The organism is Butyrivibrio proteoclasticus P6B7, from assembly GCF_000622085.1.
Taxonomy (GTDB): domain Bacteria; phylum Bacillota; class Clostridia; order Lachnospirales; family Lachnospiraceae; genus Butyrivibrio; species Butyrivibrio proteoclasticus_A.
In genome coordinates, this window is the sequence record NZ_JHWL01000011.1 from 1 (window position 1) to 18,758 (window position 18,758).

At 38.4% G+C, this 18,758-nt stretch carries 18 protein-coding genes; all 18 read right to left on the reverse strand.

Translation table 11 applies throughout. From position 1 onward, the window contains the following. Nucleotides 1-421 precede the first annotated feature (421 nt). The 18 genes from sfsA to T541_RS0109100 all read right to left on the reverse strand — a co-directional run bounded on the left by sfsA (nucleotide 422) and on the right by T541_RS0109100 (nucleotide 18,747). Nucleotides 422-1,087: a DNA/RNA nuclease SfsA gene (sfsA, locus tag T541_RS0109010; RefSeq protein ID WP_026652418.1), complete on the reverse strand. Its 666-nt coding sequence runs from the start codon at nucleotides 1,085-1,087 to the stop codon at nucleotides 422-424. Nucleotides 1,088-1,094: 7 nt separating this feature from the next. Further along, nucleotides 1,095-2,396, reverse strand: a complete 1,302-nt coding sequence (gene aepX, locus T541_RS19275) for a phosphoenolpyruvate mutase (RefSeq protein ID WP_330375720.1) — start codon at nucleotides 2,394-2,396, stop codon at nucleotides 1,095-1,097. Between the two features lie 80 nt (nucleotides 2,397-2,476). Next, on the reverse strand, nucleotides 2,477-2,614 hold the full coding sequence (locus tag T541_RS21380) for a hypothetical protein (protein WP_155839489.1): 138 nt from the start codon (nucleotides 2,612-2,614) through the stop codon (nucleotides 2,477-2,479). A 56-nt stretch (nucleotides 2,615-2,670) separates the two neighbouring features. Then, the gene (locus tag T541_RS0109025) at nucleotides 2,671-2,949 is read right to left on the reverse strand and encodes a hypothetical protein (protein ID WP_026652420.1); all 279 of its coding nucleotides are present in this window, start codon (nucleotides 2,947-2,949) and stop codon (nucleotides 2,671-2,673) included. Nucleotides 2,950-3,058: 109 nt separating this feature from the next. Further along, on the reverse strand, nucleotides 3,059-4,006 hold the full coding sequence (locus tag T541_RS0109030; RefSeq protein WP_026652421.1) for a UDP-glucuronic acid decarboxylase family protein: 948 nt from the start codon (nucleotides 4,004-4,006) through the stop codon (nucleotides 3,059-3,061). A gap of 115 nt (nucleotides 4,007-4,121) precedes the next feature. Beyond that, on the reverse strand, nucleotides 4,122-4,301 hold the full coding sequence (locus T541_RS0109035) for a hypothetical protein (RefSeq protein WP_026652422.1): 180 nt from the start codon (nucleotides 4,299-4,301) through the stop codon (nucleotides 4,122-4,124). A 201-nt stretch (nucleotides 4,302-4,502) separates the two neighbouring features. Next, nucleotides 4,503-5,918, reverse strand: coding sequence for a flippase (locus tag T541_RS0109040; RefSeq protein ID WP_026652423.1), 1,416 nt, complete (start codon nucleotides 5,916-5,918; stop codon nucleotides 4,503-4,505). Beyond that, a complete protein-coding gene (locus T541_RS19280; protein ID WP_051538178.1) occupies nucleotides 5,915-6,793 on the reverse strand; it encodes an ATP-grasp fold amidoligase family protein in 879 nt (292 codons plus the stop codon). The genes T541_RS0109040 and T541_RS19280 overlap by 4 nt, the downstream gene beginning before the upstream one ends. A 20-nt stretch (nucleotides 6,794-6,813) precedes the next feature. Beyond that, nucleotides 6,814-8,097, reverse strand: coding sequence for an O-antigen polymerase (locus T541_RS0109050; protein ID WP_026652424.1), 1,284 nt, complete (start codon nucleotides 8,095-8,097; stop codon nucleotides 6,814-6,816). 1 nt (nucleotide 8,098) lies between these two features. Beyond that, a complete protein-coding gene (locus T541_RS0109055) occupies nucleotides 8,099-9,244 on the reverse strand; it encodes a glycosyltransferase family 4 protein (protein ID WP_081779922.1) in 1,146 nt (381 codons plus the stop codon). After that, nucleotides 9,234-10,199 (reverse strand): glycosyltransferase family 2 protein, encoded by a 966-nt coding sequence (locus tag T541_RS19285; RefSeq protein WP_197025162.1) that lies wholly within the window; start codon nucleotides 10,197-10,199, stop codon nucleotides 9,234-9,236. The genes T541_RS0109055 and T541_RS19285 overlap by 11 nt, the downstream gene beginning before the upstream one ends. Before the next feature lie 82 nt (nucleotides 10,200-10,281). Further along, complete coding sequence (locus tag T541_RS0109065) at nucleotides 10,282-11,130, reverse strand: glycosyltransferase (RefSeq protein WP_197025163.1); 849 nt, start codon at nucleotides 11,128-11,130, stop codon at nucleotides 10,282-10,284. A 10-nt stretch (nucleotides 11,131-11,140) separates the two neighbouring features. Then, nucleotides 11,141-12,214: a glycosyltransferase gene (locus T541_RS0109070; RefSeq protein ID WP_026652428.1), complete on the reverse strand. Its 1,074-nt coding sequence runs from the start codon at nucleotides 12,212-12,214 to the stop codon at nucleotides 11,141-11,143. Between the two features lie 214 nt (nucleotides 12,215-12,428). After that, nucleotides 12,429-13,169 carry a sugar transferase gene (locus T541_RS0109075; protein WP_081779923.1) on the reverse strand — a complete coding sequence of 247 codons (741 nt, stop codon included), beginning with the start codon at nucleotides 13,167-13,169 and terminating at the stop codon, nucleotides 12,429-12,431. Nucleotides 13,170-14,006: 837 nt separating this feature from the next. After that, nucleotides 14,007-14,675, reverse strand: coding sequence for a hypothetical protein (locus T541_RS0109080; RefSeq protein WP_242840769.1), 669 nt, complete (start codon nucleotides 14,673-14,675; stop codon nucleotides 14,007-14,009). A gap of 82 nt (nucleotides 14,676-14,757) precedes the next feature. After that, nucleotides 14,758-15,507, reverse strand: a complete 750-nt coding sequence (locus T541_RS0109090) for a DUF1461 domain-containing protein (RefSeq protein ID WP_081779924.1) — start codon at nucleotides 15,505-15,507, stop codon at nucleotides 14,758-14,760. Continuing rightward, nucleotides 15,476-16,573 carry a hypothetical protein gene (locus T541_RS0109095; RefSeq protein ID WP_026652434.1) on the reverse strand — a complete coding sequence of 366 codons (1,098 nt, stop codon included), beginning with the start codon at nucleotides 16,571-16,573 and terminating at the stop codon, nucleotides 15,476-15,478. The genes T541_RS0109090 and T541_RS0109095 overlap by 32 nt, the downstream gene beginning before the upstream one ends. A 14-nt stretch (nucleotides 16,574-16,587) precedes the next feature. Beyond that, a complete protein-coding gene (locus T541_RS0109100) occupies nucleotides 16,588-18,747 on the reverse strand; it encodes a zinc ribbon domain-containing protein (protein ID WP_026652435.1) in 2,160 nt (719 codons plus the stop codon). Between the last annotated feature and the right edge of the window lie 11 nt (nucleotides 18,748-18,758).

Below are 18,758 nucleotides of genomic sequence, written 5' to 3' on the forward strand. Positions count from 1 at the left end.
TGATGAGAGGCAATACCTTAGTGACTATATCGAATGGAAGGGACTTACAGAAGACTTTGAATACTTTAAAGCTCATGCCCACAAGGCTCGTCTTGATGAGGATCTGCCATTTGAAAACTATGTTTTATAACTAAAGTAACCCGGGGAATGCTGCTATTGCGGTGTTCCCCATAACAAGAGACTTGGTGATGAACTTTTTCGGTAGCGTTGGTGGTAAACTTTTTCGATAGCGCTGCTGGTAAACTTATTCACCAGCGAAAAAGGATAAAATGGTAAAGTTTTTCGCTAGCGGGGTGGTAAACTAATTCGTTAGCGAGTGGTAAACTTTTTCATTGACGTTTACAAGTAGGATTTTCTTGTTGAGATTGTGAAGATCAAAAAATCTAGTGTTATATAACATTTTGTTCGTATTTGACGCGCGTCAAATAGAATTGCTTCTTTCAATTACTATTGAATCTTCTGTTACCTTGCACAAGTAAAAGACCACTTCCACTCCTGCTGCCCTGGCCTCCTCAAAGGCCTTGGCAAAATCCGGGTCTGTATCTGTGTTAGGGCGAACCTCGCTGATGCCCTCACCTTGGATCACGAAGGCTACTGCCGCATGATATCCCTGGGATACTGCCCCAGTCAGTTCGCGAAGGTGCTTAGCGCCGCGCTCTGTGGGTGCATCAGGGAAGTAACCTATGCCATCTCTAAAGAGAGTGCAGCCCTTTACTTCCATGAGGTACTTCTCAGAACCCTTCTCCATGTAGAAATCAATGCGGGAGTCTCCGTACTTGTACTCAGGCTTTATGAAGCTATACTCTCCCAGTTTTGTCAGGTACTCTTTTACCACCACATTTGGAGCCTGGGAATCTATGTTGATAATCCGGCCATCCTTCTTAACCGCCACAAGATCATAAGGTGTCTTGCGCTCAGGATTGCTGGCCTTTTCCAGGTACACCTCACAGCCGGGAATCAATAATTCCTTGCATCGGCCAGTGTTCTTGACGTGAACCGTTAGTTCTTTTCCCTCCAGCTGTACCTTGGCTATAAACCTGTTGGGGCGGGATATGAAGTTGGCCTTGGTTATGTTGCTATATTGCATGAAACGGTCATTCCTCCGGAATCATTCTGATGATCTCAGAAAATGGCATGAGGATATCGTCGCACTCCTTGGCGCGGTGATTGGTGAGGATCATGTCTGCTACCTTCTGGATTGCTGGAACGGTGGCGCGCATGAGCTGGTTGGCGTAGATTACTACGTTGACGCCGCGGTCCTTAAATTCTTCCTCGGTTACTGTGTTAAAGCTTGTTGGCACCACCACAAGTGGGGTTGTGGTGTCACTGGCTCTGAATTTATCGATGAATTCGAAGATCTCTGTTGGATCACTTTTCCTGCTGTGGATCATGATAGCGTCTGCGCCTGCATCAACATAGGTAGATGCGCGGCTGAGGGCATCCTCCATGCCTTTTTCAAGGATGAGGCTCTCGATTCTGGCGCATATCATGAAGTCGCGGGTCTTTTGAGCTCTTTTACCAGCTCTTATCTTCTCTGCAAAGTTCTGTGGATCGTCCTGAGTCTGGACAACTTCGGTGCCAAAGAGACTGTTCTTCTTGGGGCCGATCTTGTCCTCGATGATGACCATGGAAACGCCCATGCGCTCAAGGCTTCTGACGGTGTAGGTAAAGTGCTCGATTCGTCCGCCGGTGTCGCCGTCGAAAATAATGGGCTTGGTGGTGACTTCCATGAGATCCTCGATGGTTCTGAATCTGCTGGTCATGTCCACGAGCTCAATGTCAGGCTTACCCTTGGCTGTGGAGTCGCAGAGGCTTGAAAGCCACATTGCATCAAACTGATGGGCACTACCGTTTGAATAAACAGCGGATTTCTCCACAACAAGGCCAGTGAGACCGTCGTGAGCCTCCATGGCTGTTACAAGGCCTTTGAGGTTGATGGCACGCTTAAGCCTACCCCTGCGCATATCAGGGAGGGCCAGGTCTTCTCTAGCTCTTTTCTCAAGTTCGTTGTACTGGGCGCCGTAGGTGTAAGGATATTCCACAAGTTCGCCGCCGTACTCTGCCACAGTGTCCAGAACTTCCTGCCTGATGGGCTGTTGGAAGCCTTCAGTCCAGTCGTCGCCGTGGACAACGTAGTCGGGTTTATATTTAAGAAGGTTCTCGCGGTAGCTGAGGCTATTCTGAGGAACAACCTCTTTTACCCCTTCGAGGCACTCGAACATGGCCTTCCTGTCTTCGTAGGAGACCAGTGGATATCGCTTGTATGAAGCCACGGCCTCGTCGGTCATGACGCCGATGATGAGGTCGCCAAGGTTCATGGCTTTTTTGATCAGGGAGATGTGTCCCCCGTGGATTATGTCGGTGCTAAAGCACATGTAGACTGATTTGGTGTTCAAGTTGTTCTCTCCTGTCCTCATTTCTTGGAGCCTTGTTAAAAATGGCTAATCCCGAAGCATCTCAGAATTAGCCATATTTATTAAACATATCTGTATATTTCTCTGGTTTCTTTCCTTTTTTCCTTACCATCAAAATATGCGATAGTAACCTTAACTTTTTTACGTTCTTTCTTTTTCTTTATATCCTTATTATCAATCATCACGTTATTATCTCCCATGGAAAATACCTCCTGGAAAAATTATAAAATAATTCCTCCAAAATCAAAAGGCAAATTTATACTTCAGAAAAAATCAATTCATACGCTTTGTGCGAAGCCAACAATTGTATAGAAAAATCTCGATTATCGTAGCTAAATCCTGCTTCAACTACTTCGCCATCCTCAACGGTAGTCTCTATAGATTGATCACCGTCTGGATTAATTACCACAAAGCCAAATATATGCAGGTCATCGATTATGATTATTTTGAAGAAATCTATTTCTCCGTTAAAATCGACACCAACATTTACAAACTTACTGTTCTCTGGAATCTGAACCCATGTTTCTCTTGTCATACTACTCTCTCCTTGTCTATAGACAAGAAGATTATAGCGTACATTTGTTCGGCTTTCAAGAATTCTTATTTTGTCATTTTTTAAGTGCTATATCGTCTCGGCAAAGGAATCAATATATCCCCAGCAATATCCTAAAATACTCGATAGTTCTAGCCAGGCCCTCTTCGAGCTTAATAGTTGGTTCCCAGTCCAGCTCTTTTTTGGCAAGGTCAATGACAGGCTGCCTTTGCATTGGATCATCTTGTGGAAGAGGCTTGTAGACAATCTTGGAATCTGAGCCAGCAAGCTTAATAACCAGCTCCGCAAGTTCCAACATAGTAAATTCGCCTGGATTGCCGATATTAACCGGGCCGTGGAAATCGTCCCTACTGTTCATCATCTTGATCATTCCATCAATGAGGTCATCTACGTAGCAAAAACTTCTGGTCTGCTTTCCATCGCCATAGATTGTGATGTCTTCACTCTTAAGAGCCTGAACAATAAAATTAGAGATAACACGTCCGTCATTAGCGCTCATTCTAGGGCCGTAGGTATTGAATATGCGGATAACTTTGATATCCACACCATGTTGTCTGTGATAGTCAAAAAAGAGAGTCTCAGCCATTCTCTTGCCTTCATCATAACAAGAACGTGGACCTATTGGATTGACGCAGCCTCTGTAAGTCTCTGGCTGTGGGTGAACTTCAGGATCACCATAAACCTCGCTGGTACTAGCTTGGAGGATTCTAGCGTTACATCTTTTAGCAAGTCCTAATGTATTAAGGGCGCCCATAATAGAAGTCTTACCAGTGGCGATAGGATCATGCTGGTAATGGATTGGACTGGCAGGGCATGCCAAATTGTAGATCTGATCAACCTCGACATAAATAGGCTGAGTAATGTCATGTCTTATGAATTCAAAGTAATTATTATCCATAAGGTGGCGTATATTGTCCTTACTGCCCGTAAAAAGGTTATCAACGCAAATGACATCATTGCCCTGATCCAAAAGTTTTTCACATAGATGTGAGCCTAGAAATCCTGCTCCACCGGTTACTAAGATTCGTTTACGGTCCATAGTTGGTCCCCCTCTAAGATGGCTAAACTCCTTCTTGTAAAACCTCTGATATGTGCTATTATGAATATATAAAAGTGCTACCGATAGACGGTTAGCTCTTAACTTTAGTTAATGATCAAAAAAGGCCGATAACTTTGGTAGAGTTTTGGCGGTCTTTTTTGATGCAAAGAATTACTTCTTTAATGTCACGTGAATACTGTATATAGTCACACCTATGCTTATAAGTGTGACTACAGTACTCACAACCGTGATGACTGTATCTAACATCATAGCCCTTCCCGTCAAGATTTCTCATACGCATTCCTCCCAACACTTTGAGAGTTCTCGGACAATAATCCGGCAAAAAGAGCCAACCGCCTACCGAAAATGGTAGCACCGTCTATTATTATAGCGAACGTTTGTTTGTCGTGCAATGATTCTTATTTCGCAATTCCTATTTACTCAAAAATGTTCATCAATCATTTCCTGATTCTTGCAGTCTATAATTCCTTACTTCTTAAAACTTTATAATCTTCGTGAAAAGCTTGATCCCTATAAGAACGACCATGTATATTATCCCACTAATTATTATTTTTAAAAGCAATGCTAATAATTCGTTATGTAGATGTAAAGTAATGCTGTATCCACTCACAAACATCAGTATTCCAGCCATGATAAATGGTAGAGAATCAAGAACATTTTTTTCTATATCTGCTTCCTTATAAACATATGCTGCCTGGATAATACATACAGTTACTTCTGCTACCAAAGTACCTACTGCCGCACCTACAGAAGCATACCTAGGTATAAGCAAAACATTCAAAACTAAATTCACAAAAGCTCCTGCAAATAACGAGGCTACAAAAAAAACATCCTTTTTTCTTGGCAAAAGATATTGAGTTCTTATTACATTAGCAAATGCCAAAAAAACACAGCTTGGCAGAATCACTATAAAAATATCAATACATCTATCAAATCCATCACCAAAAAACAAAGGCACAAATTCCTTTGCAACAGTCATTATTCCAAAACATATTGAAGTAGAAACAAACATTGCAAACATAATAGACTTGTTAAATGTATTCTTTGTTTCACTATCCTCAACATTATTTGAAATCATGTTTGATACACGCGGAAGCATCACAGTACCAAGCGCTGTAATAAGAGCAAGCGGAACCATTATTATATTTTCGCAAGAATGATAATATCCTAATTCAGTATCTCCAGATATAGATCCTAACATTATCTTATCCATAGTCTTATATATACTCACAGCAATTGTAGGTAGAAAAAGAATTAAATTTGGTTTTATATGAGAAATAACCCCAGATAATTCAGGTCTAGTAAAATGTATCCGTTTGACCACAACTAGTAATGATATAACTTGACTCACCATAAAACCTATACTAAAAATAAGTGCATATTTCCAAACATCATAAGCTTCTTTGACAAATATAAATATCAATACCGCGGTGGCTATCTTTACAATCACATCCCTTATAGATGTGATCGTAAACTCTTCAAGTCCGTACAATGCCCATGTCAAATCTATCCCACCAGTCATTACTACCAAAGAAAAAATAAGCGAAGTAATCCTGTTGGAAGAAATAAAAAAACAGTACAGTAAATATCCCCCAGAACCAACAACTCCTAAAAATAGTTGAAAAGAAAATATGTCACTAAAAGTTCTCGCTAAAGCTACTTCATCATTCTTAACATATGCTATTGTTCTGTTTCCATAATTATGAAGACCAAGTCTTATAAAAATATAAAAATAGTAAGCTACTGAATAAGCAAAAGAATACTCACCCAGTCCCTCTGCATGCAATGTTCTTGAAAGATAAGGCAACGTGACGATTGGCACAATTATACACGACAATTGATAAATGGCATTAAATATATAGTTGGATTTTACGCTCTTCTTTGTCTTCATATACCAGAATCTAAATCCCACTGTTCTCCCAAAATTCTATCGAATTTTTCAGGCTCAAATTGGCACAATCCACTTGCATTAGTAAATGTCATTTCTCCAAAGTATATTTTTCCATCAACATTATATAAATCCACTCTAACATGTGAAAACCCTCGAGAAAGTTTTTCTGCTATTTCGACCATCAATTCATAGTTTTTAGGTTTTTTAAGCTGCTCTGTTATTGGTTCATAATCCTTCCTATGATATGGCATTAACACATAATCCCTATCAAAAAAGCCTATTTTCCCGCTAGAATGATTCATTGCGTAATCGATCATCGTGTATGAACAAAAGACCTTTCCGTTAAAACAGAAGAATTTGTAATCCGGAAGATCTTCTCTGCTCCCAGAGAGTAAATTCTTTTCTATGTATATTAACGGTCTAATACTTTTATATTGCGTTTCCATAGAAACAAAAGCATAATTAGTCTTCATCCATCCTTTTATTTTTTTTCTAATATAATCAAAATCAGCTTCACATTTATTATTTACTATTATTATAAAACCACTTCCATGATTAGCCTTTATTACAAAGCTATCGGGTAATGAATCAAAATCTATCTCATCCGCACTCTTATATATGCCACCAATGCACGGGATTAGATACTCGCTTCCAATCCTTGATTTGACCCATTTTCTAACAGCTATTTTATCTGAAAGCTGAGTGATTAAATCATTTGTCCTATAAAGCTTAGACCATTGTATTTTTTCTGTATACGCCTGCGGATTCCGAAGATTACACTTTTTTCCAATTTTTCTCTTATACACTATTTTTATATAAAGAGAATATAGGGAATGAGGCATATGAGATTTTATTATATAGCTAATATTTTTCACCGTTACCTAACACCTTATTCTTATACATTTACTTTCACATTGCGGATTTTCAATTTAAAGTGAAATATCAAGAACATGTACACATATACAAAAACAAAAACCGGCGATACAAACTGCCACCTAACAACTCCCATGAACACAACTATGCACATGAGCAACCCTTTGCACTGTTTTTCTACATCATATTTATTCAGCCTCATTTCTATTATGTTCTTAGAACTTATAACCCCGTATAATAAACATTCAATAGCTACAGCTAATACCCCACCATCAATATAAAAATCATAGAAAAAAGAATAATATGCATTAAACCATACTTTGGGACCGATTCTTACGAAATTCTCCTTAAATGCATGTATTGTAACAATATTTCTATTAAAATCACTTTTTGTAACTGGTAGTAAATAATAAATATGGTAAAAAATCGTATAAACCCCATAAAAGAAATTAACTCCTTTGGAGTAAAATCCTTTAGAATCAATCTTTATTATGCCATAATCCAGCAAAGACACTCCTCCGCCCAAGTATAGTTCATATGTCTTTAAACCATTCCAATTTTTTGAATCTGAGAATTTTACTATAGTCCATATAGTAATGCCCAAAATTATAAAAGCTACTACACTTCGTATTCTTTTTCTTTGTAGTGCTGAAATAAATCTTCTATTGTTCGCATATAGCACAACCAAACAAACAACAATATAAAAAACCGACGTTCTACTTTGAGTATAAAAAAAGTACAAAAGCTCATCTATTATGACTAACAAAATAAACTTTTTATGCGAATAATCATTATTGATTAGTAATACCAAAGTAATAATCATTAACAGAATCGATAGTGGTTGTGCTATCCAATGAAGTGTGATTTTTTCAAAATAATTATTTGTAAAACTGACTCCTTCAATATATCCTTGATATATTTCTCTAATCTGCAAAAAAGAATACTCTTTAGATAGAAACTCAAATACAGAAAGTAAAAAATTCAGCGAAGACAAAAAATGTATAACAAGAAAAACATATAAAACTTGCCAATTGATTATAGATTGCCCTTTTTCATCTCCCTTTTTATGCCGTGAACAATAAACAGTTTGCCACAAGTTCCCTGCGGTAAACGTTGATAATCCAATCATTATCACCAAATAAGTTTTATTACTAATTTCATAATAAACTATATTGCCAAATTTATTAGTGATTACACTTACCAACCAAAACAGCAAAATAAATGTAACTTCATTAAACATGTTCTTACGAAATATATAGTTTACAATTATCAACACAAAAATAGTTATAATACAAATACCAAACATATTATTCACTCAAAGATTCCAATATTTTAATTACTGATTCAGCATTTCTTACGGAGCTATACTTTTCTCTAGCATTTAATTGACCTTTTTGAGCAACTATTCTCACCTGATCTTTGTCGCCTAGTATTCCATTCATTACTGACATCAGGTCAAACTTCTTATAATCAAACAAATACCCTGTTTCACCATCTTTTAGTATTTCTGGTGTTGCTCCCGTATTAGAGCCTACAACAACACATCCTCCGAGCATAGCCTCTACAGTAACTCTCCCCCATGCTTCACTTCTAGATGGAACAATACAGATGTCAGAATCAGAAATAAACTTCCTAACATCATATTGTCTGCCCCAATAATGAATTCTTGAATCGCAAAAAAGCTTAGAAAAAACAGGCCAGATTAACTTATTTATTCCAGATAAGCCACCAACAATATTTAATTCAAAATCATCTCGCTTTTCCTTCATAATTTTTCTTATCGCTTTATATTGTCCTTTACTACGATTTATACCTCCTATTATTATTCCTTTTACTTTAGAAGAAATAAAAAGTTTATGATCTTCGTTTAAGTAATAATCAATATCTATCCCGTTATAAATAACAACTATCTTTTTATTATCAATTTTATTGACATACTTTTTTTTCAAAGCTTCGGAAATACATATTATTTTCGAAGACTGAGACATTAACTTATATCCAATTTTTTTTAAAAATATTTTCCTATTTTGATCTTCTTCTAAAAATTCCCTAATGTGCCACACAACTGGAATTCCTAGCTTTATTCCCACATATGCTCCAAGATACCCCCATGTACCATTCATATAAACTGCAGAAGGTTTAAATAAATCTATTTCTCGAATTACATATTTTATGTTCCAAAAATGATTTTGCGCAATTCCAATCAAGCATTTCATATATGCTAATAGCCTCAAAGGATTACGCGGAACAATCCAAGAATTCATTTTTACTATGGAATAGTTAACCCCAAACTCGCTTAATAGCTTTTCGCCGTCTCCGTGACATGGCAATATAACCTTAACCCGATTACCGCTCTCTTGGATATGAAAAGCTAACTTAGCCATAGAAGCAAAGGCTCCACTTGAATAAGAATTATCAGATGAAAAAAATAATACTCTCATTTTATTTGCCATTTACCTTACAATGCATTCTATAAAGGATTGAATACATAAAAAAACAATTACCAACCATAAAAAGCTGAATTTTTCTGACCAGTTTGAGATCATTATTTCTTTTAATTATGCCCCAATTATCGCGTATCATTTTTTTTATTTTTCTAATCACCAAATAATCTACATAGTTTCCTTTAATCATCTCATTAGAAAAAACAATATACCAAATTATCTGTCCGATGAAATAGTCGTATTTAACTAATCCCATAGCGCTTATGCTTTTAAAATTTACATCAGCTACTTTTAAAATATCATAGGCATTTTCATTGAAGCCCGATTGAGTCAAGGAATTACCACGGATTTCATATATATATTTAATTTGTGCCCCATAAGCTACCGACTTAGAATTTTGGATAGCTCTACACACAAATCTAGCATCATCCATCCTTTTGTAATTTTCAAATTCAATTTTTGCTATTATTTCTTTTTTAAAAATTTTATTCCATGCAGCAACTCCGATGTCATCATTTAGCTGAAACTTATATAAAGCCTCCTCTTTATCATAAAGTCTTACACCTTCAAAATATCTTGTGTTATATTCTTTACCTGACCCTCTATATCTTCTTGAGACACCACAGCATACGATATCTGCCCCAGTCGAATCGTATATTTTAATCATATATTGATACATGTCTTGAACTATATAATCGTCGCTATCTATAAAACCTATAAAATCTCCGTGAGCTATAGTTAATCCAGTATTTCTTGCTTTAACAACTCCTTCATTTTTCTTATGAATAACCACCACTCTCTTATCACTATGACAGTACTCATCACATATTTGTGCAGACTTATCTGTGGATCCATCATCTATAAGAATTATCTCTAAGTCTTTATATGTTTGTGAAACAACCGAATCCAGACACCTCTTAAGATAATTCTCTGCATTATAGATTGGGATAATTATGCTTATCATAAACATATTACCTCTCACACATCATTTTTCCGTTCGATGACCAAATAAACATCTAGTTTTCTACTCACTGGCCATATGTAAGTTATATTAGTCGTGTATTATACTTTCCATAATAGCCTCTTCTATAATCATGAAAAGCTTTCCTAGTAGCCATCAAATATTTATTGGTATTCCCATATAGAAAGATTGACTTTATAATCTTTACTATTAATATTTTAAAGCTCAAAGCATCTTTATATTTAGATATTATTTGTAAGCATGATTTAATTTGGTAGTAATGCCTTTCTTCTGTGCTCACACCAAATCCAATGATATTTTTTCCTAGAAATGAAATATACTTTGTTCTAGCTGGATTATGATTTAAAACAGCCTGTGAGCACTCAAAAATTTTATATCCTTTTTTTTTGGCTCTTAAACACCACTCATGATCAAGACCATCTATCAAAAACTTTTCATCAAATTTCCCGACTATCCTCAATACATCAACACTCACCATACTCCCCGAAAGATTAGTCAACGTTACTTCTCTATAACCACTTTTCGCAGTTCTTGGATGTCTATCATAGTTATATTGAGGCGTCAACATAGCCACTTCCGATGTATTATTATTTTCAATATATGATTTGTAAATAGAAATAATGTTATTCTGTGGTTCGCTATCTTGGTCCATAAAAACTATCCAATCAGCATTTTCCTTAATCGCATGTTCGATTCCTATATTTACGCTCTTACAAAGCCCTAAGTTTCCAGAATTCCAAATATAACGTATATGATCAGATATAATTGAATCCCAAATAGAAATGGTAGATACATCCGAGTCGTCCATAATTATCAGTAAATCCACCATATTAGCCAGCTTTACAATATTCTTTTTGTATTCTGGTATCGGATTGTAAATAGAAACTATCCCAACAACAAATACATTTCCCATAAGCAACTCTTTAAATACCATTATAAAAATTTATAAACTTCTCTTTCATGACCTTTGTGTTATATACGTTCATTACATCCATCTTTGCTTGTTCGCCAAGTTGTTTGGGGAATTCATGCATTGCTTCTTTTATTCTCTTCGCATATTCTTCCTCACGAGCACATAGGTACCCATTTCTACCATCTTTTATAACATCCTTATTTCCCATAACATCACTTACAAGGCAAAGCTTACCCATAAACATATTTTCAACCAGGCTCATAGCTACAGCTTCTCCGTACGAGCAAAGGACATATGCATCAGCCCCTTTTCCAATAGATAAAGCATCATGTCTTGGCATCCAACCTGTCACCTTAAGATTTGGAGCAGCTAATTCTTTTTCAAGTTCTCCACTTCCTACCCATACAAAATCAGCTTCAGGAACAAGTTCAGCAATGCGATTAAACAAAGCAGGCCGCTTCTGTGAACATATTCGCCCCAAAGTATACACTGTGAATTTGCTATTCTTAACTGGCTCTATATTTTTTAATGCATCGTCCAATTCTTCAACATTCACGCCTGTTTCGATGAATAAAGTTCTGTTGGTTATTTTTTTTGCCACAAGTTCTTCGCTTGGAGTACATACTAACGTTATTGCATTTTTCTTTCCAAGTATCCATTCCGCACAAAACATTATTTTGCTCTTCAGCCCATTTCCCATTAATACAAAAGAGTATCCATGTGGAGTATATACGAGCTTGCTCTTCTTCCCATCAAATGCAATCCGGCCTATTCCTCCTGCTATAGACGAATGAAGATGTATTATATCTGGCTGTACTTCTTGAGCAATTTCTCTGAGACGTCTAATTGTATTCCATATCTTTTTTAGATTCCCAAAATCTTTAACTTCGTATAATCCAACTCTAGCATCCAACAATTGCCTAAAATTTGAAGGAGTAGCGGGTCTACGCTTCTTAACAGCATTTACTGAAAAAGCTAAGCTGACATCAAACTCATCACACATATCATTGCAAAGTTGTGTGACATAAGAAAAGACCCCGCCTGTATATGCCTCACAAACCATTAGTATTCTTTTTTTAGCCATTTCTTGCTCCTCAACAAAAAAGAACTGTATTCTTTTCGGAACACAGTTCTAGTATCTTTTGCCTGTTAGACTCGCTTATCCCACAATCAAGGATGTATATTGTTGCATCAGAATTATGGTCATTGAATGACATAATAGAAACTAGCATTACATCTACAAAATTGTCGTCTGAAGCATAAGCAATATTCAAATTTGTGCCCCCATCAATACTATTCTAATACGCGCCATCCCCTGCACTTAGCGCTCTAAAAGTCATGATAATAAGACCTATATCAGTAGCTACACTTCTCTTTTCCAGATACTTCTGATCAAGCTCCATCCACTCTTCGAATGGAATCTCGGTGCGGCCCATAACCTGCCAGTAGCAAGTAAGTCCAGGCTTAACAAGATGTCTTGTCATCTGCTGCTGAGTCATCTGGTCCGTTTCATATACTGGAAGAGGTCTTGGTCCTACGATGGACATCTCTCCCTTAAGCACGTTTAGAAGCTGCGGTAATTCGTCTATACTTGTCTTTCTTAGGGTCTTACCTATGCGTGTGATTCGTGGATCGTCCTTCATCTTGAAGGCCGGGCCATCAAGCTCGTTCTGCTCTAAGAGGAACTTATGCATCTCAGAGGCATTCTCACACATGGTTCTGAATTTATACATTTTGAATGGCTTATTATTATGGCCTGTGCGCTCCTGAATGAAGAACACCGGTCCGCCATCTTCTTTTTTTATCAATATAGCAACGACCAAAAACAGAGGCGCTAAAAGAACTAGTCCAATAATAGATGAGACTATGTCAAAGGCTCTCTTAATCACACTGTATATGATTTTGGTTTTGACGTTGATGGAAATGGCTTCCTGGTCTGTTTCTGGTGAGCGATCTGCTACGTGATTTAAGTCTGAATTATGCTCTAATGCTATATTCTCGCCATTCACTGCAACAATATCGTTGTATTCAGCCTGCATTTTTCACCTCACATGCTAATTTTATCACAGAATATCGTGCATTTATTAATATATCGGCAGATTTTATGCATTTTTTAGTATATTTTTGACTTTATAAAGTTTTAATATCAGTCAGTAACTACGCTTCACCCCTGAAACCTTTCTCAATCCCCTCCATTTCTGGTTATATAGCAACCTGTTTCCCCAAACTAAATTGCATAATATAATTATAAACTATATATAGTAATTTGTCATAGAAAAAAGCGTAGATTTTGTACATCCCACCGATCGAAATCCCAGACAATCCACCTCACCTATGAGAAGCAGAGAAAGCATGCACCGAAATCTAAAAATAAGCACACTTTAAGAAGGCACAGACGTACTACCGCTCAAAAAGGGCATAATATCCCTGTATTCGTAATATACATTTTCTTGCAAAAAAGCAGTAGTCTATGTGCATATCGCCATAGAGACACTTCTCATAGGTTAAGCGTTTGAAAGATTTCAATCCTGAAGATTAAGTAGCAGCGCATCAGACACGCTGTCACAAGATTGAATGCTTTGAATAAGCTTAAGAATGAAGGTTTGTTGGTTCCTCATTTCTTACTGAAACAGAGTTTACATGATTGAGATTTGGTTGTAAATAGGTTCGGCCCAATCTTAAGAATATCTATCGCAAATCTTAAGAATTTCATAAGAATTTGACTGTATATTGGTAAGCCGCATCCTATTTTGCGCACACACGCCCCTATTTCAAACTCCGAGTTAATTATAAAACTCCAATAAACCTAATCTCACCCGTTAGATTCACTGGAGTTCTCATTTTATCAAAACGTATTCTCCACACGTTTCCTGCACTTAAGATATCTTCCCGCACTGGTAAGTCTCGATATCATGGCCCAGAAGCTCAACAATCTTGAGCTCATCCACCGCATCAAGCACGGCGTTGTGGACTTCGTAGTATCTGTTGTTGCCAGACAGCATGCGCATGATAGGCTCTACGCCGTAGTTAGACTTAAGTCTACCGGTTTTGCAGCAAGGCTGGGAGTCTGGAATAGCTTTATTAAACTGTTTGTAGGCGGCAATTCGCATGATATCGAACCAGTCAAAAGAGCTAAGCTCCTCAAGGTGGTTGTAGTCAAACTTGGCATTATACGCAAATATCTTGCTGATCTTTTTCTGTAAAAAGAACTGTCTAATATCAGAAAGAGCCTGCTGCCTACTACATGAGATTCCCTGAACATTCTTGACATGAAGTACATTACTATAGATTCCGCCCACATAGACCTCTGGCTCAAAGATGTAATATCTTTTGTCCAGACATTTAAAGGTCTTGGAATCAGCAATCGCCACGCCTATGGACATAACCTGATCGAGCCAGTTGGTCTCGGTATCAATGACTGCGATGAGCTCTGCGTGACCATCAGTACTTATCTCTCTGCTAATCACTGGCTCAATCGCCTTCGCGGCGCCGCCAGCACTCTGGTTCTTTATCATATCAAGGAAATCCAGTGATCCATTACTCATAAAGCTTAATTCTCTCCGTCGTTAAAATTCTTAAGCCTGTCTCTTTCTTCATCCATGACAGCCTTGAAACAGCCTTTCTCAATTATATCACCTGTGGTCCCATAAAGCCCGTTAAGAATTTCTTTTTGGCCTTAATTACCAGAGTTCCGATAGCCAAGGCACATCCTACAAGAATGTAAATTGCCATAACTGTGCACAGGTGCTTAACGCAGTAAATGATCAGCTGCTCCGGGCACAAGTAAATGAGTCTGTCTGTGACTGGATTCAGGACCCAGTTGTCCCCTTCGAAAAAGAGCTTGTGAGTTTTATTGATGGCATGAAGCGGGTCAGATGCAAACCAGATGCCAAGGGCACCAAGAATAGCGGCAAAAAGAGCTTGTGCCAAAAGGAAGCCCTTCGCCATGTCCTTTACAAGGTCACATCTTTTTCTCATAACTAATACTGAGCCAAGAATAAGAATATCAAAGATGATTATCCTAAAGAATCTGGCCTTAAATGACTTATAGGCATCGGCTAGTTCTTTTACATGTCTTATCTCTTTGCTATTAAGGAAGCTGTCTTCTATGCCCTTTACAACCACCTTAAATTCATAATCTGTGCTCTTACCTTTGATCATATCGATTGTGGTGTCAGTAGCTAAATAAAGCTCTTCATTTGAAATATGAAGAGCTTCATCTACATGGTAATCTGCGATATACCTTTTCATCAGAAAGTCAGTGTTAAAATACACATTCCCAGTGAGAAAAAGGCATATAAGCAGATTAACCGTAAAAAATATGATCGTAAACTGTGCTGTGCAATTATCCAATAATCTCTTTGATCTCTGGAACATAGAGTAAGCTTACCTTTGAATATACAAGTGTGAATACAATCACTAAAATTACAAGAACGATGAGTGACATGTAAAGGATTGCATCCTTCTTGTAAGCATATCTCTCCATAAGTGCAGCAACTACGAAGCCTAAAATGATAAGTCCGATTGCATAGAAGAAGATAAGTCCAAATCCTGCGCTAATGATAGAGAAAAGAAGTGAAATGATTGTTGCAGGAATTGTGAAGATTGCTCTGTATCCTAAAAGATCAAGGACATTAGTAATCTTGAAATCAAGCTTGAGTATCAAAGCGCCTGTGAAGAATGCACCACCGATAACTGCCATAGTGATGATTACAAAAAGGAATGTCAGGAAAAATGCTGTAACTAAAGACATCTTGAAATCATCAAATGGAAGGATGTAGCTAAGATATCCTGCCTGATCAGAGAGCTTATCAATTGCTGAGTTAAATCCAATTCCATAGAAAAGAGCGAAAAAGCTTGTAACAAGAACCTGGATAAAGAGAAGTACTGCTGATCCAATGTAGTTCTTACCGCTCATGTAAGCAGCACCGCCTGTGATAGGTGCCTTGAATACTGTAAGGATGTTAGCAAATGAGTTTCTAGCCTCTGCCTTGATCTTCTCTGTGTCAACTGTTACAGCTGGCTGAACCTGCTGATACTGACCCTGGAACTGGCCCTGTGGCTGTCCCTGGTACTGCATGTTAGGAGCCTGCTGTACTGGCTGCTGTACTGCCTGAGCCTGTGGCTGCTGTACTGCCTGAGCCTGTGGCTGCTGTACTGCCTGAGCCTGTGGCTGCTGAACTGGAGCTGCCTGCTGTACTGGCTGCTGAACTGGAGCTGCCTGCTGTACTGGCTGTGCTACTGGTGCAGGAGCTGGAGCTGCTGCCTGAACTGGCTGAGCTGCTGGTGCAGGTGCTGGAGTCGGCTGCTCTACTGGAGCTGCTGGTGCAACTGGTGCTGCTGCCTGAGCGTTAGCAGCTGCAGCTCTCTCTGCTACAGCGCCTTCGCAATTACATAACTGTCCGTCTTCTAATTTTGACCCACAAAACTTACAAAATGCCATACCTTAAATCCTCCTTAAAGCTTTGTTCCGCAGCTTGTGCAGAACACTGCATTTTCTTCTAATTCTTTACCGCATCCTGGACAGAACTTAGGAGTGATCTTCTTCTCTGTGTTCTGAGTTGTCTCGGTAGTCTTAATTTCTTCTGTCTTAGCCTCTGCTACTGGTGCTGGCTGTGCAACTGGTGCTGCCTGCTGAACTGGCTGTGCCTGTGGCTGCTGCATAGGCTGAGCCATCTGCTGTCCACCAGCTACTGGAGCCGCCTTCTTAATTCCGATGATACCAGACTTAAGAATAGAGATAACTACAAGTACGATGGCTGCAACAATAAGAAGCCAGAAAAGTACTGCAAAGATATCAATGTATGTACCATACCATGTTACCTTAACAGATGTTGTATCGTACTTAACCTCTAACTTGTGACCCTTCTTAGAAACTGTCTGAGTCTCAGGAGCGTTTGTATCGATAACAGAACCTACACCGCTTACTTTAAGCTTGTAGTTAAGGATGAAATCATCAGAAACCTTAGGTGCTACTGTTGAGTAGTTCATAACATCCTCAACACCGCACTTCTTGCTGATCTTAGCAAAGCCCTTTTCGTTAGCATAGTTAAGTGTGTTGTCATAACCAAAGAGGTATCTTCCACCGATCTCAAGCTCTTCTGCATTACCCTTCTGAACAATAGTGATAACTGTATGTCCATCCTTAGTATCAGCTGTGATCTTGATTCCGATGTCGTTCTTAACTTCCTCTGTCTCTGCCTCTGTGCTCTCTTCACTTGAAGCAGCATCTGATGCATCCTCAGAAGCCTCCTCTGAAGTCTCTGATGCAGCCTCTCCTGCATCCTCTGTCTCAGCAGCCTGAGTATCAGCCTCTGCTTCTTCAGCGTCGCCCTTAGCTGATCTCTCAGCCTTTACGTTATCAAGGTACTCTGAAGCATAAGCAGCCTCTTCCTGGAATCTTGCAACGATCTTGTTAACATCTTCCTCTTCAACCTCAGTATTAACTGTGAATACTGTAGTCTTAGAAAGCTTGCCCATGAATCCTACTGATGAAGTAACATCAATCTTAGAAATAACGAATGTCTTAGCAAAATCAATATAGATTGAAACTGTCTCGCCTGATGCATAACCAGACTGAAGTGTGAAGTATCCTTCGTGATCTACATCCTCAGACCATGACATATCATGCTCATAGTTCTCAGGGATTCTAAGATCATATCTGTATGTAACTGACTGTCCATCACCTGCTACAAAGTTAGAGAAGTTGATGTGTGCGATCTGCTGAAGACCGATAATGAATGGTGTTGAATCAGCCTCGATCTTGTCATTTTCAAATGAAACATTGCCTTCGCCGAATACGCCGTTAAGCTGAGCTTCCATTCCTGGAATGTCTGTCTCAGGGCATGTGATAACGAAGATTGTGCCTGTTCCTGAAGATGTATCTTCTTTAAGCTCTGCTCCTGAAGGAGTAGCCTCGTCCATAAATGCCTTGATCTCGTCGCCCTTAGCATTCATAGATGCCTGAGGAACATCGATACGAACCTCTGTTGTGAACTTATCGATATCAGCAACGTCTGTAAGGATTGTGATGTTGTTAAGCTGGATATACTCGATCTCGTTAAGGTAGATAGATGAGCTTGTATCCTTAGAAATTCCGTTGAAGTTAACGGATGTATTACCTGTGCTGAAGATGCTGCTTGCATTTGAGCTGTCAACATAGCCAGCTGCTACAACTGCATCACTAAGCCACTGTAAAAGATCCTGAGAAGTAAAGTTCTCCTCTACGTAAGCTCCGTTAGCCCATACGCTGTTAGGAGATTCAATAGAAAGAGTTACCTCATATCCTAAAATCTTCTCAACCTTAGCCTTGTAATCCTCTGGATTTGAGAATTCAAGTGCAAAAGTATATACGTTGTTACCTGTGCTTGAATCAAATGACCATGTAAGCTCTTCTGGGCATGTGTTCTTAATAAGCTCAGAAAGATCGTCGATTGATCCGTTAAAGTAGCTATCAAATGTGCTTCCGTTGATAGCGATTGTCATAGTTCTTTTTCCTGATAAGTCAGAGTTGATATCAAGTACTGTATCAACTGATGAGCCAGAACCGCAGGCTGTTGCAATCATAGCGAATGCACACAGCATTACTGTAACTAAAAATACTCTGAATTTTTTCATGGTGCTCCCCT